We start from the raw sequence: 22,235 nt of genomic DNA, 5'->3' as shown, positions 1-22,235 counted from the left end.
AAAAAATAAGGATCCAAACAAACAATGCAGTCGTTAAAAACTTTTTCTCTTTACTTGATCGTTGCTCTCACATTAAGTGCAACCGCAGGTTGTTCTAGTTGGGTTTATCGTATCAATATCCCACAAGGTAACTTTTTAGAACAAAGCGATGTTGATAAACTTCGTGTCAGCATGACCCGAGAGCAAGTGCTTTATGTATTAGGTAAACCGGTAGCCGAAGACGCTTTCGATAAAAATACTTGGCATTACTTATATTCTTTTAATCTTGGCCGTGATAACGAACAACGCAAATCACTCACCATAGTGTTTGAAAATGAAAAACTTCAGTCAATCAGCGGTGACTACGAACAACCCGCCGAGTTCAACACGCCGCTTGAACAGTAATCGCGAAAACAATTAAGATTATGACGAAAAGGTTAGCTACGGCTAACCTTTTTTGTTTAGTTTAATTATTTCGCTTTATCCAATGGTCGCCCACCGGTAACTTTATTTGCACGGCCTTCGTCTTTGGCTTTTTCCGCACGTTTGCGTCTGGCATCTTTAGGGTCGGCAATTAAAGGCCGGTAAATTTCAATTCTATCGCCATCCTCAAGCACTTGTGTCAGCTTACAGGTGCGATTCCAAACACCTAATGTGAGCGCTAAACCATCAATCTCAGGGCATTTTGCAAGAATACCAGATTGGATCACCGCCTCTTCAGCCGTTGTCCCTGTAGGCACCTCAACCAGTAAACAGGTTGCTGTTGTTGGTAACGCATACACTACTTCTACTTTTATCATCATCGCGGTCCGTATACTTGTTTCGCTCGCTGAGTAAATGCATTCACCATGTTTTTTGCAACATCATTAAATACCCTACCAAACGCCAGCTCAATGAGCTTGCTGGCAAATTCAAACTCAAGCTGTAATTGAACTTTACATGCATTGTCATCCAACACTTGAAAATGCCAACGCCCTTGCAACGCTTTAAATGGTCCATCCACTAAACGTAATGTCACAGTATTTCCGTCTGCAAGTGTGTTTTCAGTGGTAAACCATTTTTTTATACCCGCTTTAGAAATTTCTAAACTGGCGGTCATGGTATTATCTTGCTGAGCAATAATTTTCGCATCTGAGCAATGCGGTAAAAATTCAGGATAAGCATCCACATCATTGACTAAATCAAACATTTCTTTGCTGCTATACATTACTAGCGCACTTTTTTCTATTTGTGGCATACTCACTCCCAACTGTGTGGGCGAATTTTAGCAAGCTTTGCGTTTTTCCCCAAACTTTCCTGGCGCTTTATTTACTGACACTTTTTTATTGGCAAAAATAAAAAATCGATGTAAAAAGCAGAGCTTTACGTATAATATGGGCCACTATGGCTAAGAAAAATTCATCTAAATCGACAAGTAATACTATCGCGCTAAATAAAAAGGCGCGTCATGAGTATTTTTTACACGACAAGTTTGAGGCTGGTGTTGAACTACAAGGCTGGGAAGTAAAAAGTATCCGAGCTGGTAAAGTAAACATCTCTGAAACGTACATTCACCTTAAAAATGGCGAAGCGTTTTTGCTTGGCAGTCAAATACAGCCACTCAATAGCGCTTCAACCCATGTTATTTGCGATCCATTACGTTATCGCAAGTTATTATTAAGCAGACGCGAGCTAGACCGTTTAGTTGGTGCAACTGAGCGCGACGGCTATTCATTGATCGCCACTGCCATGTATTGGAAAAAATGCTGGGTGAAACTAGAGTTTCACTTAGGCAAAGGTAAGAAAATGCATGACAAACGTGAAGATGGCAAAAACAAAGACTGGTCTCGCGAAAAAGAACGGTTAATGAAGCATAAAGTTTAATCTATCCAAACAACCTCAAAAGCGCCTAACTCAGTTAGGCGTTTTTATTTTCCTCCCTAAATTCTCGCAGGACATCAATTAAAAAGTAGCACCTTTGTCATCATCGATTGCTTTAAAAATACCTCTTTATCATCTGATGAAATGGGCCGCTTAGGTACTGCTGATGAAACAGCAAATGGTGGCCAAGATTTCCATTCATCACGCGGATTCCCGTGTTATTTCTACGTTGACGGCGTAAAAACTATCGATCCTAATTGTCTAGCTGAAAGCACCACATCTAGCGGCAGCTGTTTATTTGATTGTAGGCCATTTGGTTATATTGCTCCCGCCTCTGAACAAGTTGATGCAATTTCCCAGTTTGAATATACTTTGATAATGGTATTATCGGTGAGGCATTTAGTTTTGGCGACAGTGTCGTGATGATGGCTGCGGGTATTGAGTATCGTGAAGAAGATGTTAGTGACATCCCTGATGATCAATTTCAGCGCGGTCTAATTTTTGGTACTGAGTCTGTTTCTGCTGCCGCTGAGCGCGACCAATATGCAGCATACGTTGAATTCTCGATTCCCCTTGCAGATAGCTTAGAACTACAACTTGCAGGTCGTTATGATGATTACAGTGACTTTGGCACCACAACCAATCCTAAAGTAGCGCTACGCTGGGCACCTACCGATGAAATTACCGTTCGCGGCTCATGGGCACAAGGTTTTAGAGCCCCCTCACTAGCACAAATAGGCCTAGGTCCATCAGAGAAAAGTCAATTCTTTATTGATAATTACCGCTGTAGTGCTACAGGTCTTGATTGCAATGCTCTTGATTACAACATTCAATTTGCTGGTAACCCTGATTTACAAGCTGAAGAATCGGAATCATGGAACGTTGGTTTTATTTGGGCTCCGATGGCCGATCTTGGTTTCAGTATTGATGTATGGAGCATCACTCAAGACAACAAGATTGATGAACAAGCCTTTGGTCCTATCTATGATGCTGAATGTAATAATCAAAATAGCACTGTGTGTGTTCGGCTAGCGCCCCAAGGTGGACAAAGCTTAGGGGTGATCCAAAAAATTCACAGTACTTTTGAAAATGTCTCTTCGCAAGAAGTATCAGGTATTGATTTTTCAGCAAATTATAATCACTCGCTGGATGATTTAGGACTATTAAAATTCAATTTAGAATGGGCCTATCAAGACAAGTTTGAAAAAGATGGCCGCGATTATACCGGTGAATATGGCTACCCTGAGCACCGCTGGATGTTTTCAACCAATTGGGAGCTTGGCGAATTCAACACTAATGTGAATATTAGTTATGTGGGTGAATTTGAAGATACGCCTGATATTGATTTTGACGGTACGCTTGATTTTGATAGCAATACATCAAGAATGGTTGACTCGCAAATCTTAGTCGATTTGCAAACCGCTTATCGTATTACCGAATCGACCAAAATCTCGCTTGGCGTAAATAACTTATTTGATGAAGAGCCACCATTTGCAATTGGTGATGGTGATAGCGACTTGTACGGTTATGCATCCGCGGTTCACAACCCTCGTGGACGTTATATTTATACTAAAGTGTCATTCGCTTTCTAACGATTACCCTAAACAAAAACACCCGCCAATTGGCGGGTGTTTTATATTCTAACGCAAAGGCCTAAATTATAGGTCGCTTTCGTTTTCAGAAAGGAATTTAGCAACGCCTGCTGGGCTTGCGTCCATACCTTTTTTACCTTCAGTCCAACCAGCTGGACACACTTCACCGTGCTCAGTATGGAACGCTAGAGCGTCAACCATACGCAGCATTTCATCGATGTTACGACCCAGTGGTAAATCATTTACTACTTGGTGACGTACATTACCTTCTTCATCAATTAAGAATGAACCACGAAATGCAACGCCCGCTTCTGGATGCTCAACATCGTACGCTTTACAGATTTCGTGTTTAACGTCTGCAACTAGTGCATATTTAACTGCGCCAATACCACCGTCAGCAACAGCAGTGTTACGCCATGCGTTGTGCGAGAATTGTGAATCGATTGAAACGCCAATTACTTCAACGCCACGTTTTTGGAATTCTTCATAACGCTTGTCAAAAGCAATTAGTTCAGAAGGACATACGAAAGTGAAATCTAGTGGGTAAAAGAAGATGACGGCTTTTTTACCTTTGATTGTTTCGTGAAGATTGTAGCTATCTACGATCTCGCCGTTACCTAATACTGCTGCAGCGGTAAAGTCTGGTGCCTGGCGGCCTACTAATACACCCATTTTATTCTCCAAATATTTGAGTTTGCTTTTAATTGCTTACGCAATGCTTGCCTTTAATATGGCATCTAAAAACTAAATACCAAGGGCTGGCATGCATAATTGTCAAAATATTTTAGAGACTAAAGACTTAAAAGAACAATCGTATTTTCCGATGTCCATCATCGGAAATATCGAACGTTGAGTGAAAGGATTAAAAAAGCCTGCAGAAGCAGGCTTTTAAATCGTGGAAATTATTAATCCATAATATTTTCAGGCATATCACCGCGGATTTTTTGCCAAATTTCACCGGTTTGATGACCGTATTTACGCATCATTGAAATAGCGCCGTCATGCTCGCGTTTCTCAGCAAGTATGGTTAAATCTTTATAGAATTGACGCGCTAATTGACGAGTACCCGGATCGGAGAAGTAATGGCAACCAATTTTCGAATAAAAGCCTTTAAAACCATTGAGGATAAGTACATAAATACGGTTATTACCTGCAACGGCTAACTCATGGTGTACTTTGTAATCGTAATCAGCAAAAGCCTGCGCACTATCTTCAAGTTCATCGCTTTGTGAAAGAATTTCTATAACACGATCAGGTGCTAGCTTAATCGCAGCACGGGTGTAGATAGCGCTAATATTAGTACGCGCAGAAAGTAACTGGTCAGTTAACTCGGGCATTTTATCTTCATCAAGACGCGCTAAGGTCTCTAAAATGTTAAGCCCTGAAGTTTCCCAAAAGTTATTAACTCGCGTTGGTTTTCCATGTTGGATGGTTAACCATCCATCACGCGCTAAACGTTGTAATACTTCACGTAATGTTGTGCGTGTAACACCTATTAATTCTGATAACTCGCGCTCAGCAGGAAGTATAGAGCCCGGCGGAAAATCACCATTCCAAATTGATTCAACAATATACTCTTCCGCAAATCCGGCTGGACTTTTTGCTTTAAAAATTCTCATTCAATTCCCACTCGAGTTATCAATATTACTTCACTTAAAAACGATTAACCGACTGATTGTACCAGACGAAGCAAAACTAACAAGTAAAGTCACTTGATTAAATCATTTACAGCGGCTGTCAAATATCTGCCCGTCGGTATTTTCCAATGAATATTACCAGACAAAAATAATCACCGAGTCTAGCTTGAAAAAAACCATACAATGCAACTGAACCTTATATTACATAACCTGAAATTAACTTAACGAATGAATATAATCTACATAGCTTGAACAATCATAGTCTTAATGTACGGAATAACGGCAGCAGCAAACATAAAGTGCGTACTGGGACGACAGCTTTTCTTGCCACAAAGCATATTTACCCTTGCGCCTAGTTTAATGACTAAGTCATAATCTCATTGAGATATTAATATTTGGAAATACTATGAATTGGTTAGCAAATTTAGCACAGCAACGCACTCCTTGGGTTTTATTAGCATTAACTGCATTTACATTTGAAGTGGTTGCTTTATTTTTCCAATACCAAATGGGGTTAGAACCATGCATTATGTGTATCTATCAGCGAACCGCGATGTTAGGGCTACTGATTGCAGGCATTATTGGAGCAATAAATCCAACTAACATGTTAATGCGTGTTAGCGCTTTATCTAGCTGGGCCGTTGCCAGTATTTGGGGCTATCTGCTTGCTCGTCAACATCTCGAGATGCAAACCACGACTGACCCTTTTGCATTTAGCTGCGAGTTTGAGCCGAACTTCCCCGTCCCGTTACATCAGTGGATACCACAATTCTTCGCCGCTACTGGTGACTGTGGCAATATTGATTGGCAGTTTGCTGGATTGAGTATGCCCGCTTGGATGGAAGTTATTTTTGGCGCATTTACTCTGATCCTGATAAGTGTTGTTGCAAGTCGTTTAATAATTAAAAAGTCGCTGTGATGATGACATTTTTTTCAAGCCAAGTAACGCTATTAAAACCATTTAAAATACGCCAACGTCAGCAAATTATTGCCTTAGCTTTAAGTATGTTAACGCCAATGCAAAAAATCGCTTTACGTATTTTAAAATTGCTTTTATTAACTCCTGTATTTTTATCATTAGCGTATATTGAAGGTTGGTTTTTGCTGCCTGTATTACTGATCACCGGTGTGGCTTACCCCTTGCTTACTACTCCAGTGGAGATCAAGTTTGCTAAAGGGCATTTACAACAAGCGATTGCAGAGTTTACACAGGGCGAATAATTCGCCCTGTTATTTATTAAGATTTAATTTATTAAGATTTAATTTATTAAGATTTAATTTATTAATATTTAACTTATTAAAATTTGACTTTCCCTTCTAGTTTAGCGATGAGTTTGTCGCCAATTCCTTTCACCTGAGCCAAATCAGCAATAGACTTAAATTTACCTTGCTTGGTACGATAATCAACGATCGCCTGCGCTTTTGATTTACCAATACCTGGCAGTTGGATAAGTTGTTCGACTGTTGCTTGATTAACATTGACTAACTGGCTTTTTTCCGCACTTTCAGTTGCTTCGGTTTTAGTTACAGCTGCATTACTAGGCAATGAAATAGCGAGGCCAAGCACTACCACTATTAAAGTTAAAAACTTCATGTTTCTTCTCCATGATCCATACGTGGACTCAGTTAATAGTTGATTTTAATGCCCTCACTTTTGGACTACATCCAAATAAAGTCATACTGAAAAAGTGCGACCATTTAAATAAAGTAAAGTTGTACCTCTTTGTCAATATACCGATAGTAAAAAAATAAAAATGTTCACTTGCAAAAAGGCCAACAAACTATTACTGTACATAAAAACAGTAATCAATCAAGGTGAACATGTTATTCACCAAGCAAATTGGCAGGAGAAATCATGGCTGTTGTTGTTAAATATGTTGTAGAAAGAAACGGAGTCGAGCGTATGACGTTTACTACGAAAAAAGAAGCGGACGCGTATGATAAAATGCTTGATATAGCAGAGTCGCTTGAGATGATGTTAGAAAAAGTGGATGTCCCTTTAAGTGAACAACAAATTGAATCGCTTGCACTTGAGATTGCGAAAAGTAAAGACGACTTTATCAATGTACTCAAAGGCGCTAAAGATGTTGCCCCTGCTAAAGCAGCACCGGCTAAAACGAAGAAAACAGCAGAAAACGTGGCAGACTTAAAAGCCAGCACTGACAAAGCCGCGAGCTAATACCAACAAGTTAACAAATAAAAAGGAGCTTATAAAAAGCTCCTTTTTTGTTGGTCTGGTTATTATTAGGCCAGCGAGCCCTCTACTTCATCAAATAACTGCGTGATCTCTTTGCTTGGAGGCGGTGTTGATAAGCTCACCACTACAATCGCAATACTTGATAAAATAAAGCCCGGTATAATTTCATAGATGATACTGCTAAGGCTCTCACCATTAATGGTTATTGGCGCATAGATCCACACCAACACTGTGCCAGCACCGACAACCATGCCACTTATCGCACCTTGTAGGTTCATTCGCTTCCAATATAAGCTTAGCAATACTAATGGGCCGAATGCAGCACCAAAACCAGCCCAAGCATTACTGACTAAATCTAAAATCGAACTATCGCGATCATAAGCCAAGTAAATAGCAAATAATGCCACTAGTAACACACTAATTCGACCCACTAAAACCAATTCAGTTTGTGAAGCACTGCGGTTTAGATAAATCTTATAAAAATCTTCAGTTAGTGAGCTTGAGCATACTAATAGCTGCGACGAAATAGTACTCATGATCGCCGCTAAAATTGCAGCAAGTAAAAAACCAGCAATTAACGGGTGGAATATCAGTTCAGATAACACTAAAAAGATTGTTTCTTTATCGTCAATTAGCATTTGGTTTTCAATCATATAAGCGGCACCAAATAATCCAGTTAACACCGCACCAATTGCCGAAAGCGTCATCCACGACATACCAATACGGCGCATGGTTGGCATATCTTTAACAGATCGAACTGACATAAAACGAACGATAATATGCGGTTGACCGAAATAACCTAAGCCCCATGCCATTGCAGAAATAATCGCGATGGTAGAACCACCAGCAAACCAATCGAGCATATTAAGTGCGTGGATCTCAGTCTCTTTGGGTGAACTCAATAATAAATCATAACGTGCGTTGGCTAATGTATCCATCACCGGCTGATCTAACATCATGTAAGTTGCTACAGGAACCGCTAGCAAGGAAATAAACATAATGCAACCTTGCACAAAGTCAGTCAAACTAACGGCTAAAAAGCCACCAAACAAGGTATAAAGTACCACCACACCCGTGGTAACGTATAACCCTGTTTCATAACTCATTTGAAATGAATTTTCGAATAATTTACCACCGGCAACAACCCCCGATGAGGTATAAAGTGTAAAGAAAACAATAATTACAATTGCCGAGATAACACGTAATATATTTTTATTATCAGCAAAACGGTTAGCAAAGTAATCAGGGATAGTAATCGAATCATTTGCTTTTTCAGTATACACACGCAAGCGTGGTGCGACTAAAAAGTAGTTTGCCCAAGCCCCCAGTACCAAACCAATTGCAATCCATACTTTACTTAAACCAAATAGATACATTGCACCGGGTAAACCCATCAGTAGCCAACCACTCATGTCCGATGCGCCGGCAGATAAAGCCGCTACTGCTGGAGATAAACTTCTTCCACCCAACATATAACCAGATACGTCGGCGGTAGACTGCTTATATGCATATAAGCCAATACCTAGCATTACGATAAAATACGCAGCTAAAGAAATAATCATTCCAGTTTCCAAATTCGCCTCCAACTCTGAAGTTAAAACCTGGCTTTTAATCCTAATAATGACTCACAAATCAGTATTAAATCAATATGATACAAAGTCATTATTGGTGTAAAAACCATCCTAGAAGTTGACTATAGCATGCTAAGGGTGAATAACTCCAATTACTGCGATAACCATGCAACCGTATGAGGTAAAGTTGTTTTTACGAGTTAAATAACAATTTACCAATGGAATATGGTAATTAATGCTTAATTACCCTAGGATTAGATCAATGATTTCTTAAATAATCAATACTTTAGTATTTATATTGTAAATATAATTAATGCTATTTATGCTGTTTTACCTTATATTGCCCAAGTACTCGTTTAACTGATGTGGATCCATTTTTTATGTATTTTTATGCTGCACGCCAACCAATTTTAGATCGAAACAAAGAACTTGTAGGTTATGAGTTACTCTTTCGTGACGGCGTTGATAATGTGTTCCCAGATATTGATGGCGATGAGGCAACAACTCGGTTGATTGAAGGCAGCCAATTTAATTTTGGTTTAGAAGATCTCACCGATAATAAACCAGCGTATATCAACTTTACGCTGGAAACGTTACAAAAAGGCTACCCAACACTACTGGGTAAAGATCAGATTGTTGTAGAAATACTCGAAACCATTCAACCGGGGAAACGCTTACTAGCAATAGTCAAAGAGTTAAAAGAAAAAGGCTACACATTGGCGTTGGATGATTACATCCATCAACCTGTGTGGCGTCATTTTTATCCCTTTATTGATATTATAAAAATAGATTTTCTCAATTGCGAACTGGACACTATTCATACCATAATCGAAGAAGTTAAGCCTTATCCGCATATAAAGTTATTAGCTGAAAAAGTAGAAACCTATGAAAAGTACCAATTAGCATTAGAGCTTGGCTTTGCTTACTTTCAAGGGTTTTTCTTTTCCAAACCAGAAATGGTGCAAAGTAAAACCTTGCCGCCATCGGAAATCGCATTGGCTGAACTGCTTTATGAAACCTCTGCTGTCGAGGTTAATTTAAAGAAAATTACCGACGTATTTGAGCGAGATGTAAATCTTTCCTATAAATTATTACGTTATAGTAATTCAGCGGCATTTAAGCGCAGAGCAGAGATCAGCACCATCAAACAAGCACTCATTGTGTTAGGTGCGCAAGAGATCAAAAAGTTTTTGTCGTTATTGTTTGCAGCTCAAGTAGCTGGTGATAAGCCTGCAGAATTAATACGGCTTTCGTTAACCAGAGCGCGCTTTACTGAGCTACTGGCTATAAACCACAGTAAACTCAAAGATACTGGGATGGCTTTTTTAACCGGTATGATGTCATTAATGGATGCCATATTAGATGAAGATATGGCCAGTGTAATGAAAAAACTGCCATTATCGAATGACATCAAATTAGCTTTATTAAATGATGAGGGCTTGCTGGCACAGTATCTGCGATTGGTAAAACAGTATGAGCAAGCTAACTGGCAAGGCGCGAATGCGATTCAAGGTGAGTTAGGCTTAGCGGCTGAAAAAGTGCCAGATGCCTACCATGACGCTGTACATTGGGCGAATGAGCAAATGAAAGTACTCGGTGGATAATCTCGCTTTGCGTTGAAAATAAAAATGCCAGCTTAGATGCTGGCATTTTTATGTATTTTAAACTGCACACTAAAGGCTTTCTAAAAAGTCTTCATCGAAGTCTTCAGGTTCTTCTTCGATCGGTGGATTACCGTCATGTAGTTCATAGAGTTGACGTTGAAAGTAAATATCTTTCATAAAAATATACGGATCAAGCGATTCATTTAATAAGCTTTCTTGTGGAATTAATGAAGCACGTGCCTCAACGGCTTTCAGCACAAACACCAGCACAGTTTGTGGCGTTGTTAAGGCTATCTCCGGTAGCACAAAATTATCAACCACATCACCGGTTAGATTACGTGCTGTTGAAGGGCCCATGCCGGGTAGCATTAAATAAGCACCATCGCCAATTCCCCACACACCGAGCGTTTGCCCAAAATCTTCATCGACAATATTTAAACCAAGTGATGTAGCCACATCAAACAAGCCAAAAATACCGACCGTTGAATTAACTAAAAACCGCGCAACACTAATTCCTGCATTACCAGCCTTACCTTGTAAGCTGGCATTGATGACATCGGTTGGCGCACTAATGTTATCGGTAAAGTTAACAACACTGCGACGCACCGGAGTTGGCGTGACGGCTACATAACCAACGGCAACAGGACGCAGCACATAAGCATCCAGCACATCCATATTAAAATCGTACATTGGCCGGTTAAATGATTGTAGTGGGTCCCGCTCATCTACTTTTTCATCAGGAACTTGCGCGCATCCTGCAAGTACAAGTAATGCCAATAAAACTAAACTCTGTCTTAACATCTTTGATCCTTTTAAGGTATTAATTCATTGATAAGTAAATCATAAGCCTGAGTTTGGCTGCGCTCTAAGACTTCAGAATGCCCTTCTAACTCACCCGTTGCAGGCATCACCGAGGCATCTTTTGAAATACGCGCGGTTAAAATTATTTGCTCAACACTTGAAAGCGTTAATCCGGCAACCATGGCATTACTATCACTTAACTGCACTTCAATTGGAAAACGATAATCTGTCAACTTAACCACAGCTAATGGCATTGGCGGGCCATTGGCAGCCTTAGCAAATACAAATAAGGTGCCTTGCGTTGGCAGCTTGTCTACAAGCTGTTGCGCAAGATCAACTGTGACTTTAATAGTACTCGTTTGGGCTACGTTATTATCTTCGTCACTGCCCTGCTGAACTTGTTGCTGTGTATTTCCAGCAGTAATATTTTCTTCAATTTCAGTAATCCGCTGAGCAATCATGCTATAACGTGAGTCTTGCTTATCCATACTATTTAACAGTACTTCAAAAGCGGCTTTTGCTTGTAACCAATCATGACGTTCATAAGCAATTAACGCCAACAATGAAATAGCATCAAGGTTAGTTGGATCGTCTTTAAGCACTTTAGAGAGCATACCCGCAGCGCGGGTCATATTAGCATCGCTGCCCTCAAGCAATAACACTTGGCTATAACTGATCAGCACAGGCATATTATCAGGATCCAGACGCAGCACTTTATCAAATGACTGTTGCGCCATATCGTATTCGTTCAGTGACATAGCAACCCGGCCAAGTAACATCCAGGCCACTTGATCATCGCCACTTTGGGCAAGTTTAGTACGTAACCCTAACGCAAATGCCTGCAATTCATTTTGGCTTAGAGGCTCACCTTGTTGCATTACAGCTCGCTCACCGTAGGCAGGTAAATTATCCATCGCACTGTGCCAATTCTGCAATTGTTGCTGAGAGCCCGTCGCAGTATAAAATATAATTGTAAACGCCACCAAAAAGGCACTACCTGTTAATGCAAAGATACGGTTGTTACCTTTACTCATTAGCGACTTTTCAGGTGATAACTCATTAAGTAAACGGCGTTTAAGTTCAACCACTGATTCATCATGGTTTACTTGATCGATACGTTGCTCTGACAAATCGTTCGCCAACTCACCAAGACGCTGATGAAAAATAGCAATAAGCTCTGAGTTAGCATTGTAAGTAAGGCTTTGTACGCGCTCTTTACTCAAAAAAGGCAGAGCAACAAACGCCACAGCTAATAAGGTTAATAATACAAAAGCAACCCACATTAGTATCATTTAAATCTGCTCCTGACGTTCATTTTGCGCAATGAGCTTGGCTAATTGCGCTTCGTCTTGCTCACTCCATGTTTGTTTAACCGCGGCCTTTCGCTGCCGAAAAATAATAAACCCAAAACCAAATACCACAATCAATATCGGTAAGACCCACAACACCAATGTTGCTGGTGTAACAGGAGGGTCGTAATGAACAAAATAACCATAACGGTCAATCATATATGCAATCACATCGTCTTTCGATTTGCCCTCTTTCACTAAAGCTAATACTTTTTCGCGAAGATCTTTAGCAACCACGGCATCTGAATCGGCAATATTTTGATTCTGACATTTAGGACAACGTAATTCTTTGGTCAACTCTGAAAAGCGTTGTGCTTGTTCATTGTTATCAAACTGATAACGGTCTTGCTCAGCCATAGCAATGCCACTGATAAGCATGATCAATACAACTAAAAAATATTTCATGGCTGTAACTCCTGCATTAAGGGCGCAAATTTAGCACGCCAGACTCGCGGGTTTATATCGCCAGTATGATGTAATAAGATAGTGCCTTTACTGTCCACTAAAAAAGTCTCCGGCGCACCCGACACACCTAGATCAAGGGATAAAGTGCGGTGTAAATCAAGAATATTAAACTGATACGGATCACCGGCCCGACTTAGCATTGACTTAACTTCTTCACGCAGCGCTGGCAAATCAAATTCACCATCAAAATCGGCATCATAACTTTGTACATAGTAAAGCCCGATAATTTTAACGCCTTGCTCACGCAGTTGGGTTAAATAATCTAATTCAGCTAAACAAGTAGGACACCAAGTGCCCCACACATTAAGTAAATAGACATCGCCTTTTAATTGGCTATCCTGCCAACGCTTTGAGTCCTGCATTAAATCAGGTAAATCAAAAGCCGGCATTGGCTGACCTAAACGGCCAGTTTGCAGTTCTCGAGGATTAGAAAACAAACCTTGGAATAAAAACACACATACTAAAGCAAATGCTAGCAGCGGTATCAGCGCTAATAATTTGCGATTCATACTAACTGCTCCTCTGATTTATCAGACTTCTTTTTGCTCGTGCGATAGCGTCGAACACCCAAAATCATAAAGCCAGCGAGTGAAATCAACACACCACCAATCCACATCCAACGTACATAGGGTTTATGATAAATTCGCAGTGACCAACCACCGTTACTTAACTGCTCACCCAACGCCAAATATAAATCGCGGCTAAAACCAGCATCAATTGCCGCTTCAGTCATAAATTGCATACCAATATCATAGCGGCGCTTTTCAGCATGCAATACGGTAACTAGCTTATCATTTTTCAGGACACTCACTTCTCCCGCATGGCCACTGTAGTTTGCCCCACGAATAGTATTCACCCCTTCAAAACGATACTGGTATTGATTTAACTCTACGATCTCGCCCGGTTTCATTGAGACATCACGCTCAACAGAATACGCCGAGGTTAACGTAACACCCGCAATAACAAAAGCGATACCAACATGACCTAACACCATTGCCCAATAACTAAGCGCTAGTCTTTTAAGGCCTTGGCTAAAATGAGTTTGTACGGTTGCTTTAACATACAAGTCAACACCGGTAGTCACCACAATCCATACCGCAAGTGTGGTTGCCAATAACGTTAAAGGTGCAACAACGGCATAGCTTGAATACAACCAAGCAGCTGTTATAACAATGCTTATTAGCGCAGCAGTAAGTAATTTATTTTGCAAAAAAGACCACTTATTTTGCTTCCAACGTAGCAAAGGCCCTATGCCCATTAGAATGGCAAACGGTACCAAAAGAATGGCAAACATTTTATTAAAAAACGGTTCGCCAATTGAAATGCTGCCTAAGCCCATTTCTTTATGCACCATAGGTAATAAAGTACCCAGTAACACAATAAAAGTAGCCACCACTAAAAATATATTATTGAGCCATAATGCCACTTCACGTGATACCAGCTTATAACGCCCTTCACTGCGCACTTGCGATACTCTAAAGGCGTATAACGTTAATGCGCCACCGACGACGATCGCTAAAAACGCTAAGATAAATAGCCCGCGATCAGGGTCGGTTGCAAAGGCATGTACAGACACGATAATGCCAGAGCGAACAATAAATGTGCCCAGTAAACTCAATGAAAACGCTGCGATAGCAAGTAGTACTGTCCATGATTTAAACACTCCGCGTTTTTCAGTTACCGACAATGAGTGCAATAATGCCGTTGCCACTAGCCAAGGCATTAACGAGGCGTTTTCAACTGGATCCCAAAACCACCAACCGCCCCAGCCAAGCTCAGAATAAGCCCACCAGCTACCAATTGTAATGCCTAAGGTTAAAAAGCCCCATGCCGTCATGGTCCACGGGCGCGACCATTTAGCCCAGGTATTATCGAGCTTACCGGTTAATAACGCTGCAATAGCAAACGAGAACGACACTGATAGTCCCACATAGCCCATATACAGCAAAGGTGGATGAATGATCATGCCAGGGTCTTGCAATAACGGGTTAAGGTCGCGACCTTCAACAGGAAAATACGGCAACAATAATTCAAACGGGTTCGACATCCACAGGGTATAAAGCATAAAGCCAACCCCTAAAAAGCCTAACACGCCCAGTACACGCGCTCGCAATATCCAAGGTAATGAATTAGAACGCACCGCAACGACTGCAGTCCAACCTGCTTGCATCACTAACCATAACAAAATAGCGCCTTCATGGCCGCCCCAAGTTGAAGTGATTTTATAATACCAAGGCAAGGTACTGCTGGAATGATACGCCACGTATGCGACTGTAAAGTCATCAGTTAAACTTGCGTAAATAAGGGCTGCGAATGCCAACAGCACAAATACAAATTGGCCAACGGCTAATGAAGGCGCTGCACGCATTAGTCGTAAATTACCAGTATATGCGCCCCATAAAGGAAAAATACACAATAAAACACTCAGCACCATGGCCAGTGTTAGGGAAAAATAACCGATTTCTGGGATCATCTTAATTGCCACTTTCTAAGTTATATTTAGGTTTCTCATGTTTGATCCCCTTTACCGCTTCAGCAACTTCAGCTGGCATGTATTCTTCATCATGCTTTGCCAATACTTCAAACGCTTCAATTACATTCGGTTCAACCAACACCCCTTGCGCCACAATCCCTTGTCCCTCACGAAATAAATCCGGCAAAATACCTTGGTATTTAATCGTGACTAAAGGGCCTGTATCAATTAATTTAAAGCTGACTTGTAAGCTGGTTTCATCTCTGATCACAGAGCCTGGAACCACCATGCCACCAATACGTAATTTTTGACCAATATGTGGTTTTTCTTTAGCTGGGCCTTTACCTTCGATTAATTCACTCGGGGTATAAAATAAATTAATGTTCTCTTGCAGCGCATACAGCACTAAACCAATTGCAGCCCCAACACCAAATACAATGGCTGCTACAGCTAACAGACGTTTTTTGCGTCTTGGATTCATAGTTGTTGCTCCTGCTTAGCCTGCTGAATACGCGCTTCTCGTTCAGCTTGTTGCTGCACAGAAGCCATAATGCGCTTGGTATCATTTAAAGAACTAACTAAAATACCTAACAAAATCAATGCACATGTACCAAAAGAGAGCCATACATAAAAACCGTAGCCGCCCATGGCAATAAAATCAGAAAAAGAATCAAACTGCATAACTAGCCCCTATTTAACAACTGACGCACCCAAGGGCGGTGCTTCTCACGTTGTAAAATTTCATTTTTAAGACGCATCAACGTCACCGTGCCAACAAAACCAGCAAAGGCGACTATATTTACCATTAATGGCCAAAACATACTTGAATCAATGGCTTTCGTGTCAAACTTAGTAATAGTGGCACCTTGATGCAGGGTGTTCCACCACTCAACCGAAAAATGGATAATTGGCAGATTAATAACCCCGACAATCGCCAAAATAGCTGCTGCACGACCCGCTGCTTTTTTATCTTCAAAGGCATGGTATAAAGACAACACACCTAAATATAAAAATAATAGAATGAGCTCAGAGGTAAGCCGTGCATCCCACACCCACCATGCCCCCCACATAGGTTTGCCCCATGCAGCGCCGGTAATTAATGCGATGGCTGTCACGCAAGCACCAACAGGTGCAATAGCAATCACTGCCAATTCAGCATTACGAAGTTGCCATACTAAAGCGATCACTGCCGCAATCGCCATCGATGAATAAGCCCCCATCGATAGGATCGCTGAAGGGACATGAATAAAAATGATACGATAACTGTCTTTTTGCTGATAGTCGGCAGGCGCATAGGCTAACCCCCAGACCCAACCAACGAGCATACAGACAACCGTTATCACGGCAAAATAGGGCAGTAACGTATTACATAATTGATATGCACGATCTGCTTTAGCGTAGGGATGTAACCACTTCCACATATTAACTTACACTCACTTTCAATGCTGACGATATGGCGATTGGTGCGCTGATAATAGCAATGACGAGCATCGCACCAAGAATAGCAAGCTGACCACTATAATCCAGCGACATAGTGCTGGTATCAATAGCGGACGTTGCAAAAATTAACACTGGGATATACAGAGGTAATACGAGTAAACTCATCAAAATGCCCCCTTTTTGTAACCCCACGGTAAGCCCAGCGCCAATGGCGCCGATAAAACTAAGTAATGGTGTACCTAACAATAAAGTAAGCACAGTCGCTATTAACGCTTGATTGTCTAGGTTTAGCAACAGTGCAAACAGCGGTGTCATTAACACCAGAGGTAAGCCAGTAATCAACCAATGGGCGACAACTTTGCCAAGTACTGTTAGCGGTAACGGATATGATGAAGCAATTAATTGCTCTAAACTACCATCATTAAAATCATCACGAAATAACTTATCTAACCCTAACATGGTTGATAGTAATGCAGCGACCCAAATAATGCCCGGCGCCATACGTGCAAGAAGACCCGGTTCAGGGCCAATAGCTAGCGGGAATAAAGTAATAACAATCAAAAAGAACAAAATGGGATTAACAATTTCAGCACGCTGGCGAAAGGCCAACTGTAAGTCTTTTTTACAAACGGCACTAAACAGCTGCCAATATGAATGTTGGCGTAACATCAGTGTCGGTACTCCAGCGTCACGGTTTGTAACTGTGCAAAGTGGGTAGTTAAGTCTTGATGGGTGGTTAATAAAATCGCCCCACCTTGCTCAAGGTGAGTTAAAAATCGTTGTTGTAAAAACGCAACACCGGCTTTATCTAGCGCTGTAAAAGGTTCATCAAGTACCCATAACTTCGCATCATTAAGCCACAGTCGAATCAATGCAACACGGCGCTGTTGCCCTGCTGATAAAGTACGCACTGGCACATCTTCAAGGCCGACTAAACCAATTTTAGCCAGTAACGGATACAAGTCTTGAGCGGTGTTATAACCTTGTATTTGCAACCAAAAGCGTAGATTTTCAATCGCACTCAGTTGGTTATTTACGCCGGTTTTATGACCGATAAACAATAACTCACGGGCAAACTCATCATAATTTTTTACAATCGATTCACCATGCCACATCACTTGCCCTTCATCAGGCGCAGAAAAACCCGCAATTATACGCAATAATGATGTTTTACCAGCCCCGTTTGGGCCTGCTAATTGCATGATTTGACCTGATTTCAAGCGGAAATTAAGATCCGCAAACAAACAACGGTCTTGCTTGATGCAGGTGACGGACTTAATGTGTAACAAGATGATGATTCTCTATACCCAAAATTAGGCGTTAGTCTAGCATAATGATAGGGTAATACGAATAATGCTTTACACCGATTAATGAAAACTTGATGTAAAATAATGAATAAACCTACACAGATAACATTAGCCAATTCGCTTTCTGTCAGTCATTCGTCGCACAATGGCGCAGGACAGCAAATACCAGTCCTGAGCGAACAAACGCTCAGTGCCAAAAATATTGTATTTGCTAAAGGCTCAGTGCAGCTGGAAGTGTACGTTGACAAACATTGGCAAACATTACGCTTAGCTACCACTGAGTCGCAAAGTACCCCAGCAAGAATTGCCAGTGCCGATATTCAACTTAGTCATGATGGTAAGCAACTGACTATTTTGCCAACACAAACAGCAATAAGTCTGCATCAAACAAAGCAATTACAAAGCATTTTAAATTTTATCAACAGCGGTGATCAACTCAACAATAAGCCATTGTCATTACAAATTATTTTACAGCCTGCTGCAAAATTACTATTAAACCAATTAGATGCCAGTATTCCTGTTAATAAAGAACTCGCACAACTATTACATAATGAAACAGGGCTGAAAGCCATTATCACCCCAAACAGTCGCAATTTTACCTTGAGTATAGTTAACCGTTTTGCTGATACTTTGCACCAACAACCAATCAGCCAAGCAAAACTTGCGGTTTGGTTAACTAAGCTGGTACCGCAAGGGCAACTTCAGTTAGATAAAAACACGATAACCCTGAGTTTTAATAATTATAACGGTAATCTCAAACTGACTGTGCCGCCCAGCGATAACCAACTTCACAGCCAACACCAAGCCAATACAGTGACGCAAAAAGTACAACTCATCGCTGTTAATGAACAACTTATAATCAAAACACAACAACCTAAAATAGCTTTGTTGCTAAAAAATTCATTAACCCACACTTTTCAGGCACTGGTACAGAAAAGCCAACTATCAACACCGACAAATTTTCCTACAACGCCAGCCAGCCCATCACTAGTCAGTAGCAGTCCGATCAGCTCGTGGCTACAGCACAGTTTTGCCGATTTAAAAACCCGTATCAACGATGCAGTACGCTATTTTGAAAGTAAACCATTTAGTCAGCTTAGCCCAAGCAGCGCTAAACCTAGTATGGCGACCTCAACCCAGCAGCTAACACAGGCGCCACAAACAGAGCAAACCTTGTTGCCAAAATCGTTAACGCGAATAAACCTTGCGGCACTGGCAGTTAACCATCCCCAGCCATTGCAAGCAGATATAAGTCAAGCGACATCATTACCTAAAAACTTTCATCAAGCCCCCCCATTGGTGCAGATATTCCAGCAATTAAAAGCGGGCTTAGCCAGCATTACACAAGCAATACAATTACCCATGGCAGTAGCCGCCCCACTACAGCCAAATAAAACGGCACTGACTGAACCAGTACATAAAAATATACCAGCAACGACTGAGCAAACTAAGGCTACATCGGCAGTTAATTCACAAAATATTGCTGTTACATCACCACAAAAACAGCAACAAGCTGGCCCTTTACTATCCAGCTTAAACCCAAGCAGTGACAGTAAACCTATTGGCACGGCAACTAACCACGGCGAAGCTCTCGCAAAAACAGTAAAAAACGCTGTTGCAGGTCAAAGCATCCAAAAAAATGACGTGCAACCACCACTGCTTGCAACCACAGCTAAAGTGAGTACTAACAAAACAGAGCAACTCGCAACACTTTCACTACCCACGCAGTTAAAAGGGCCGCTTACAACAGGTTTACCAATCAGTCAGTTAAGCTTGCCACTAGAAGCCAAATTGCTGGCGTCGCTATTAAAAACTCCTCTCGAAAAACCATTACCTAATTTTAACACCACCACGGCCCGTGATAGGCAGCAAGTCGCGGCGCAAATCGATAAATTTATCAATACTAAAGTCAGTGATAATGTTGATTTGAATCGATTAGTTAATCATGCTTTTAGCCGGATGATTGATAGTCAATCGCTGCAACCGTTAACCATTCAACGAGAAATACTCAGCGTTTTGCGCCCTGAAAGCTTAACCCCAAGTGCGCTGCAAAATAGTTTTAGCCAATCCCTTGAACACTTAGCGGTGGGTATTTTAGCCACCCCAAGCTTAGCGAATATCAGTGCCTTAAATTTTAACAGTCAAAGTTCACTCGATGCTCTACTGCAAGTATTAGTACCAAACTTTAAAGCGACTAATCCGCAAAAACTCCAAGAGCAATTACTGCAACCACAATCACAAGCATTGGCCGCGGAGCTGAGCCAAATAAAAACGGCAATCAGCCAAGTTAATAGTACCCCTCTCAATCAGCAGTCGGATACAAATCCGTTGGTACAGTTTTTATTACCGATGCGACTGCCACCGGACACTGCACAAACCGAAATATCATTAGGACAATATAAAAAACCCAGTAAAGATCAACTCGAAGGAAAAAATGTTTGGTTTGTCCGGCTTAATTTTGATTATGCCGAGCTGGGTCAGTTGCAGATCACCGCAGAGTTAATGGATAAGGCACTCGATTGCCAATTACTTGCATCAAGCCAAGAGGTTACAGCAATGGCGCATCCTCACCTTGAAAGCCTGCGCCATAAACTCACTGCTCACGGTTTGCAGGTCGGCGAACTGGCACTTAGTCAAGGCGCGCCACAACACCAAGCATTTTACCAATCCCATGCCATTATTAATATAAAGGTTTAGACTATGAGTGAAAGTTCTCAACATAAATCTGCAATTGGCTTACTCTATGCAGCAGGCCGCGCACCAACAGTAGCCAGTAAAGGATTTGGCGAGCTGGCGGAAGAAATTATTAAAGCCGCGGAAGAAAAAGGCATTTTGATCCACAAAGATGAAGCCTTGGCAAAAACATTATCGCATTTAGAACTCGGTGAGGAGATCCCCAAAGAATTGTATTATGTGATTGCCGAGTTGATTGCTTTTTCGTATGTACTACGGGGAAAGTTTCCACCAGGCTGGCAAGACTTTCAAGGTAAGTTAAATATTAAGGCTTAAGCAGCAAAAAGGCGCTAACTAGCGCCCTTTTGCTGATGTAACGACATTAATAATTCAGCTTCGGCGCGAGGCAGCTCGCATTCACGAATGATCTCTTCGAGATCCGCGCCTAACTCAACCATTTTGACTGCACGAGAGTAAATTTTCGCATCAGGATCATCATACTTTTGCGCATCTTGTAATTGCGCTAATTCCTGATTACGCTGCTCCACAGCAACTAACCGCTTGCCAATACTTAGCATACCGGTACGCATTTCAGCCACTTCACTGCGTAAAATACTCAGCTGTTGTTGTGCTTCTTGCAGTTGCAGCGTTCGACTTTTTAACGCTGCAACGTGTTTATTATTATTGATAAAAATTAGCCCCAAACATACTATAACAAGTAACAATGAGACGCCAAGCAACGAGTATACCAACATAGTTCTTCCGTAAGCGTTATAAACCGCTCAGCTCGTCCCACTCTTCATCATTTAGCAATTTGTTTAAATCAACTAAAATCAATAATTCGCCATCGCGATTACTTACACCTTGGATAAACTTAGCACTTTCTTCTGTGCCAATGTTTGGTGCGCTGTCGATTTCTGAGCTGCGTAAATAAACCACTTCAGCGACACTGTCAGCGAGAATACCAATAACTTGCTCTTCTGCTTCGATGATCAAAACCCGTGAATTATCCGTTGCCTCAGCCGACATTAAACCAAATCGTGCGCGGGTATCAATAACGGTTACAACGTTACCACGTAGGTTAATGATCCCTAATACATAGCTTGGCGCGCCAGGTACTGGCGCAATTTCTGTGTAACGCAAAATCTCTTGGACTTGCATTACATTTACGCCATAGGTTTCTGATTCCAGCTTAAAAGTGACCCATTGCAATACTTCATCATTGCCGTCGGTATTTTTACTGGTTGATAATAATCTTTGTTCACTCATGTTAGTACTCCGAATATC

The 22,235-nt window shown here is 41.3% G+C and carries 26 protein-coding genes and 1 pseudogene; 9 read left to right on the top strand and 18 right to left on the bottom strand.

All coding sequences use genetic code 11. The features are described 5' to 3' along the window. Nucleotides 1–24: 24 nt before the first annotated feature. The gene (locus tag ACMVDV_RS00940; protein WP_416156875.1) at nt 25–384 is read left to right on the top strand and encodes an outer membrane protein assembly factor BamE; all 360 of its coding nucleotides are present in this window, start codon (nt 25–27) and stop codon (nt 382–384) included. Nucleotides 385–449: 65 nt separating this feature from the next. Here ACMVDV_RS00940 and ACMVDV_RS00935 read toward each other — a convergent pair whose 3' ends face one another. Both ACMVDV_RS00935 and ACMVDV_RS00930 read right to left on the bottom strand, forming a co-directional pair. After that, on the bottom strand, nt 450–779 hold the full coding sequence (locus ACMVDV_RS00935) for an RnfH family protein (RefSeq protein ID WP_304179432.1): 330 nt from the start codon (nt 777–779) through the stop codon (nt 450–452). Further along, complete coding sequence (locus ACMVDV_RS00930; protein ID WP_304179284.1) at nt 779–1,216, bottom strand: type II toxin-antitoxin system RatA family toxin; 438 nt, start codon at nt 1,214–1,216, stop codon at nt 779–781. Before ACMVDV_RS00930 ends, ACMVDV_RS00935 begins: the two co-directional genes overlap by 1 nt. 146 nt (nt 1,217–1,362) lie before the next feature. On the opposite strand from ACMVDV_RS00930, the gene smpB reads away from it, so the two are divergent. Both smpB and ACMVDV_RS00920 read left to right on the top strand, forming a co-directional pair. Beyond that, a complete protein-coding gene (gene smpB / locus ACMVDV_RS00925; protein WP_064666579.1) occupies nt 1,363–1,842 on the top strand; it encodes an SsrA-binding protein SmpB in 480 nt (159 codons plus the stop codon). Between the two features lie 81 nt (nt 1,843–1,923). After that, nucleotides 1,924–3,431: pseudogene (locus ACMVDV_RS00920) on the top strand (TonB-dependent receptor domain-containing protein); the annotation flags it as partial. A gap of 66 nt (nt 3,432–3,497) precedes the next feature. Here the strand turns inward: ACMVDV_RS00920 and ACMVDV_RS00915 are convergent. Together ACMVDV_RS00915 and fadR are read right to left on the bottom strand one after the other, a co-directional pair. Further along, nucleotides 3,498–4,103, bottom strand: a complete 606-nt coding sequence (locus ACMVDV_RS00915; RefSeq protein ID WP_145239274.1) for a peroxiredoxin C — start codon at nt 4,101–4,103, stop codon at nt 3,498–3,500. Between the two features lie 233 nt (nt 4,104–4,336). Then, the gene (fadR, locus tag ACMVDV_RS00910) at nt 4,337–5,050 is read right to left on the bottom strand and encodes a fatty acid metabolism transcriptional regulator FadR (RefSeq protein ID WP_064666576.1); all 714 of its coding nucleotides are present in this window, start codon (nt 5,048–5,050) and stop codon (nt 4,337–4,339) included. Nucleotides 5,051–5,474: 424 nt separating this feature from the next. On the opposite strand from fadR, the gene dsbB reads away from it, so the two are divergent. Next, on the top strand, nt 5,475–5,987 hold the full coding sequence (dsbB, locus tag ACMVDV_RS00905; protein WP_416156874.1) for a disulfide bond formation protein DsbB: 513 nt from the start codon (nt 5,475–5,477) through the stop codon (nt 5,985–5,987). Then, complete coding sequence (locus tag ACMVDV_RS00900) at nt 5,987–6,289, top strand: hypothetical protein (RefSeq protein WP_416156873.1); 303 nt, start codon at nt 5,987–5,989, stop codon at nt 6,287–6,289. The genes dsbB and ACMVDV_RS00900 overlap by 1 nt, the downstream gene beginning before the upstream one ends. Before the next feature lie 76 nt (nt 6,290–6,365). Here the strand turns inward: ACMVDV_RS00900 and ACMVDV_RS00895 are convergent, their stop codons facing one another. Next, on the bottom strand, nt 6,366–6,662 hold the full coding sequence (locus ACMVDV_RS00895) for a ComEA family DNA-binding protein (RefSeq protein WP_304179300.1): 297 nt from the start codon (nt 6,660–6,662) through the stop codon (nt 6,366–6,368). Between the two features lie 261 nt (nt 6,663–6,923). On the opposite strand from ACMVDV_RS00895, the gene ACMVDV_RS00890 reads away from it, so the two are divergent. Then, on the top strand, nt 6,924–7,247 hold the full coding sequence (locus ACMVDV_RS00890) for a YebG family protein (protein ID WP_304179303.1): 324 nt from the start codon (nt 6,924–6,926) through the stop codon (nt 7,245–7,247). Nucleotides 7,248–7,312: 65 nt separating this feature from the next. Here the strand turns inward: ACMVDV_RS00890 and putP are convergent, their stop codons facing one another. After that, a complete protein-coding gene (gene putP / locus ACMVDV_RS00885) occupies nt 7,313–8,827 on the bottom strand; it encodes a sodium/proline symporter PutP (RefSeq protein ID WP_416156872.1) in 1,515 nt (504 codons plus the stop codon). 389 nt (nt 8,828–9,216) lie between these two features. Here putP and ACMVDV_RS00880 point away from each other — a divergent pair, with 389 nt between their 5' ends. Further along, nucleotides 9,217–10,440, top strand: coding sequence for an EAL and HDOD domain-containing protein (locus ACMVDV_RS00880; RefSeq protein ID WP_416156871.1), 1,224 nt, complete (start codon nt 9,217–9,219; stop codon nt 10,438–10,440). 69 nt (nt 10,441–10,509) lie between these two features. Here ACMVDV_RS00880 and ACMVDV_RS00875 read toward each other — a convergent pair whose 3' ends face one another. Genes ACMVDV_RS00875 through ccmA form a run of 10 tightly spaced genes read right to left on the bottom strand, consistent with a single transcriptional unit; the run spans nt 10,510 to nt 18,257 of the window. Further along, nucleotides 10,510–11,241, bottom strand: coding sequence for a VacJ family lipoprotein (locus tag ACMVDV_RS00875; protein WP_304179309.1), 732 nt, complete (start codon nt 11,239–11,241; stop codon nt 10,510–10,512). A gap of 11 nt (nt 11,242–11,252) precedes the next feature. After that, the gene (gene ccmI / locus ACMVDV_RS00870; protein ID WP_416156870.1) at nt 11,253–12,533 is read right to left on the bottom strand and encodes a c-type cytochrome biogenesis protein CcmI; all 1,281 of its coding nucleotides are present in this window, start codon (nt 12,531–12,533) and stop codon (nt 11,253–11,255) included. Beyond that, on the bottom strand, nt 12,534–12,995 hold the full coding sequence (locus ACMVDV_RS00865; protein WP_304179313.1) for a cytochrome c-type biogenesis protein CcmH: 462 nt from the start codon (nt 12,993–12,995) through the stop codon (nt 12,534–12,536). It lies immediately after the preceding gene. Further along, the gene (locus tag ACMVDV_RS00860; RefSeq protein WP_416156869.1) at nt 12,992–13,564 is read right to left on the bottom strand and encodes a DsbE family thiol:disulfide interchange protein; all 573 of its coding nucleotides are present in this window, start codon (nt 13,562–13,564) and stop codon (nt 12,992–12,994) included. Before ACMVDV_RS00860 ends, ACMVDV_RS00865 begins: the two co-directional genes overlap by 4 nt. Continuing rightward, nucleotides 13,561–15,528: a heme lyase CcmF/NrfE family subunit gene (locus tag ACMVDV_RS00855; protein ID WP_416156868.1), complete on the bottom strand. Its 1,968-nt coding sequence runs from the start codon at nt 15,526–15,528 to the stop codon at nt 13,561–13,563. Before ACMVDV_RS00855 ends, ACMVDV_RS00860 begins: the two co-directional genes overlap by 4 nt. 1 nt (nt 15,529) lies before the next feature. Next, nucleotides 15,530–16,009 (bottom strand): cytochrome c maturation protein CcmE, encoded by a 480-nt coding sequence (gene ccmE / locus ACMVDV_RS00850; RefSeq protein ID WP_416156867.1) that lies wholly within the window; start codon nt 16,007–16,009, stop codon nt 15,530–15,532. Beyond that, nucleotides 16,006–16,209: a heme exporter protein CcmD gene (gene ccmD / locus ACMVDV_RS00845; protein WP_304179321.1), complete on the bottom strand. Its 204-nt coding sequence runs from the start codon at nt 16,207–16,209 to the stop codon at nt 16,006–16,008. Before ccmD ends, ccmE begins: the two co-directional genes overlap by 4 nt. Nucleotides 16,210–16,211: 2 nt before the next feature. After that, nucleotides 16,212–16,949 carry a heme ABC transporter permease gene (locus ACMVDV_RS00840; protein WP_304179323.1) on the bottom strand — a complete coding sequence of 246 codons (738 nt, stop codon included), beginning with the start codon at nt 16,947–16,949 and terminating at the stop codon, nt 16,212–16,214. 1 nt (nt 16,950) lies between these two features. Further along, the gene (ccmB, locus tag ACMVDV_RS00835) at nt 16,951–17,637 is read right to left on the bottom strand and encodes a heme exporter protein CcmB (protein ID WP_304179325.1); all 687 of its coding nucleotides are present in this window, start codon (nt 17,635–17,637) and stop codon (nt 16,951–16,953) included. Beyond that, complete coding sequence (gene ccmA, locus ACMVDV_RS00830; RefSeq protein WP_416156866.1) at nt 17,637–18,257, bottom strand: cytochrome c biogenesis heme-transporting ATPase CcmA; 621 nt, start codon at nt 18,255–18,257, stop codon at nt 17,637–17,639. The genes ccmB and ccmA overlap by 1 nt, the downstream gene beginning before the upstream one ends. Nucleotides 18,258–18,359: 102 nt before the next feature. On the opposite strand from ccmA, the gene ACMVDV_RS00825 reads away from it, so the two are divergent. After that, a complete protein-coding gene (locus ACMVDV_RS00825; RefSeq protein WP_416156865.1) occupies nt 18,360–20,972 on the top strand; it encodes a flagellar hook-length control protein FliK in 2,613 nt (870 codons plus the stop codon). A gap of 3 nt (nt 20,973–20,975) precedes the next feature. Then, a complete protein-coding gene (locus ACMVDV_RS00820; protein ID WP_416156864.1) occupies nt 20,976–21,284 on the top strand; it encodes an EscU/YscU/HrcU family type III secretion system export apparatus switch protein in 309 nt (102 codons plus the stop codon). 14 nt (nt 21,285–21,298) lie between these two features. On the opposite strand, the gene ACMVDV_RS00815 is transcribed toward ACMVDV_RS00820, so the two are convergent. Both ACMVDV_RS00815 and ACMVDV_RS00810 read right to left on the bottom strand, forming a co-directional pair. Next, nucleotides 21,299–21,703 carry a DUF2802 domain-containing protein gene (locus ACMVDV_RS00815; protein WP_416156863.1) on the bottom strand — a complete coding sequence of 135 codons (405 nt, stop codon included), beginning with the start codon at nt 21,701–21,703 and terminating at the stop codon, nt 21,299–21,301. Nucleotides 21,704–21,719: 16 nt separating this feature from the next. Then, complete coding sequence (locus tag ACMVDV_RS00810) at nt 21,720–22,217, bottom strand: chemotaxis protein CheW (RefSeq protein WP_064666556.1); 498 nt, start codon at nt 22,215–22,217, stop codon at nt 21,720–21,722. Nucleotides 22,218–22,235 lie beyond the last annotated feature (18 nt).

This window comes from Pseudoalteromonas sp. ASV78 (assembly GCF_047806705.1).
GTDB lineage: Bacteria > Pseudomonadota > Gammaproteobacteria > Enterobacterales > Alteromonadaceae > Pseudoalteromonas > Pseudoalteromonas prydzensis_A.
The sequence above is the reverse complement of the archived record's forward strand: the minus strand, read 5'-3'. Positions and strand labels throughout refer to the sequence as shown.

Bases quoted from the DNA above. Each gene is read 5' to 3' on its own strand.
- ACMVDV_RS00940 (WP_416156875.1), top strand. From the start codon at position 25: ATGCAGTCGTTAAAAACTTTTTCTCTTTACTTGATCGTTGCTCTCACA.
- ACMVDV_RS00935 (WP_304179432.1), bottom strand. From the start codon at position 779: ATGATAAAAGTAGAAGTAGTGTATGCGTTACCAACAACAGCAACCTGT.
- ACMVDV_RS00930 (WP_304179284.1), bottom strand. From the start codon at position 1,216: ATGCCACAAATAGAAAAAAGTGCGCTAGTAATGTATAGCAGCAAAGAA.
- smpB (WP_064666579.1), top strand. From the start codon at position 1,363: ATGGCTAAGAAAAATTCATCTAAATCGACAAGTAATACTATCGCGCTA.
- ACMVDV_RS00915 (WP_145239274.1), bottom strand. From the start codon at position 4,103: ATGGGTGTATTAGTAGGCCGCCAGGCACCAGACTTTACCGCTGCAGCA.
- fadR (WP_064666576.1), bottom strand. From the start codon at position 5,050: ATGAGAATTTTTAAAGCAAAAAGTCCAGCCGGATTTGCGGAAGAGTAT.
- dsbB (WP_416156874.1), top strand. From the start codon at position 5,475: ATGAATTGGTTAGCAAATTTAGCACAGCAACGCACTCCTTGGGTTTTA.
- ACMVDV_RS00900 (WP_416156873.1), top strand. From the start codon at position 5,987: ATGATGACATTTTTTTCAAGCCAAGTAACGCTATTAAAACCATTTAAA.
- ACMVDV_RS00895 (WP_304179300.1), bottom strand. From the start codon at position 6,662: ATGAAGTTTTTAACTTTAATAGTGGTAGTGCTTGGCCTCGCTATTTCA.
- ACMVDV_RS00890 (WP_304179303.1), top strand. From the start codon at position 6,924: ATGGCTGTTGTTGTTAAATATGTTGTAGAAAGAAACGGAGTCGAGCGT.
- putP (WP_416156872.1), bottom strand. From the start codon at position 8,827: ATGATTATTTCTTTAGCTGCGTATTTTATCGTAATGCTAGGTATTGGC.
- ACMVDV_RS00880 (WP_416156871.1), top strand. From the start codon at position 9,217: ATGTATTTTTATGCTGCACGCCAACCAATTTTAGATCGAAACAAAGAA.
- ACMVDV_RS00875 (WP_304179309.1), bottom strand. From the start codon at position 11,241: ATGTTAAGACAGAGTTTAGTTTTATTGGCATTACTTGTACTTGCAGGA.
- ccmI (WP_416156870.1), bottom strand. From the start codon at position 12,533: ATGATACTAATGTGGGTTGCTTTTGTATTATTAACCTTATTAGCTGTG.
- ACMVDV_RS00865 (WP_304179313.1), bottom strand. From the start codon at position 12,995: ATGAAATATTTTTTAGTTGTATTGATCATGCTTATCAGTGGCATTGCT.
- ACMVDV_RS00860 (WP_416156869.1), bottom strand. From the start codon at position 13,564: ATGAATCGCAAATTATTAGCGCTGATACCGCTGCTAGCATTTGCTTTA.
- ACMVDV_RS00855 (WP_416156868.1), bottom strand. From the start codon at position 15,528: ATGATCCCAGAAATCGGTTATTTTTCCCTAACACTGGCCATGGTGCTG.
- ccmE (WP_416156867.1), bottom strand. From the start codon at position 16,009: ATGAATCCAAGACGCAAAAAACGTCTGTTAGCTGTAGCAGCCATTGTA.
- ccmD (WP_304179321.1), bottom strand. From the start codon at position 16,209: ATGCAGTTTGATTCTTTTTCTGATTTTATTGCCATGGGCGGCTACGGT.
- ACMVDV_RS00840 (WP_304179323.1), bottom strand. From the start codon at position 16,949: ATGTGGAAGTGGTTACATCCCTACGCTAAAGCAGATCGTGCATATCAA.
- ccmB (WP_304179325.1), bottom strand. From the start codon at position 17,637: ATGTTACGCCAACATTCATATTGGCAGCTGTTTAGTGCCGTTTGTAAA.
- ACMVDV_RS00825 (WP_416156865.1), top strand. From the start codon at position 18,360: ATGAATAAACCTACACAGATAACATTAGCCAATTCGCTTTCTGTCAGT.
- ACMVDV_RS00820 (WP_416156864.1), top strand. From the start codon at position 20,976: ATGAGTGAAAGTTCTCAACATAAATCTGCAATTGGCTTACTCTATGCA.
- ACMVDV_RS00815 (WP_416156863.1), bottom strand. From the start codon at position 21,703: ATGTTGGTATACTCGTTGCTTGGCGTCTCATTGTTACTTGTTATAGTA.
- ACMVDV_RS00810 (WP_064666556.1), bottom strand. From the start codon at position 22,217: ATGAGTGAACAAAGATTATTATCAACCAGTAAAAATACCGACGGCAAT.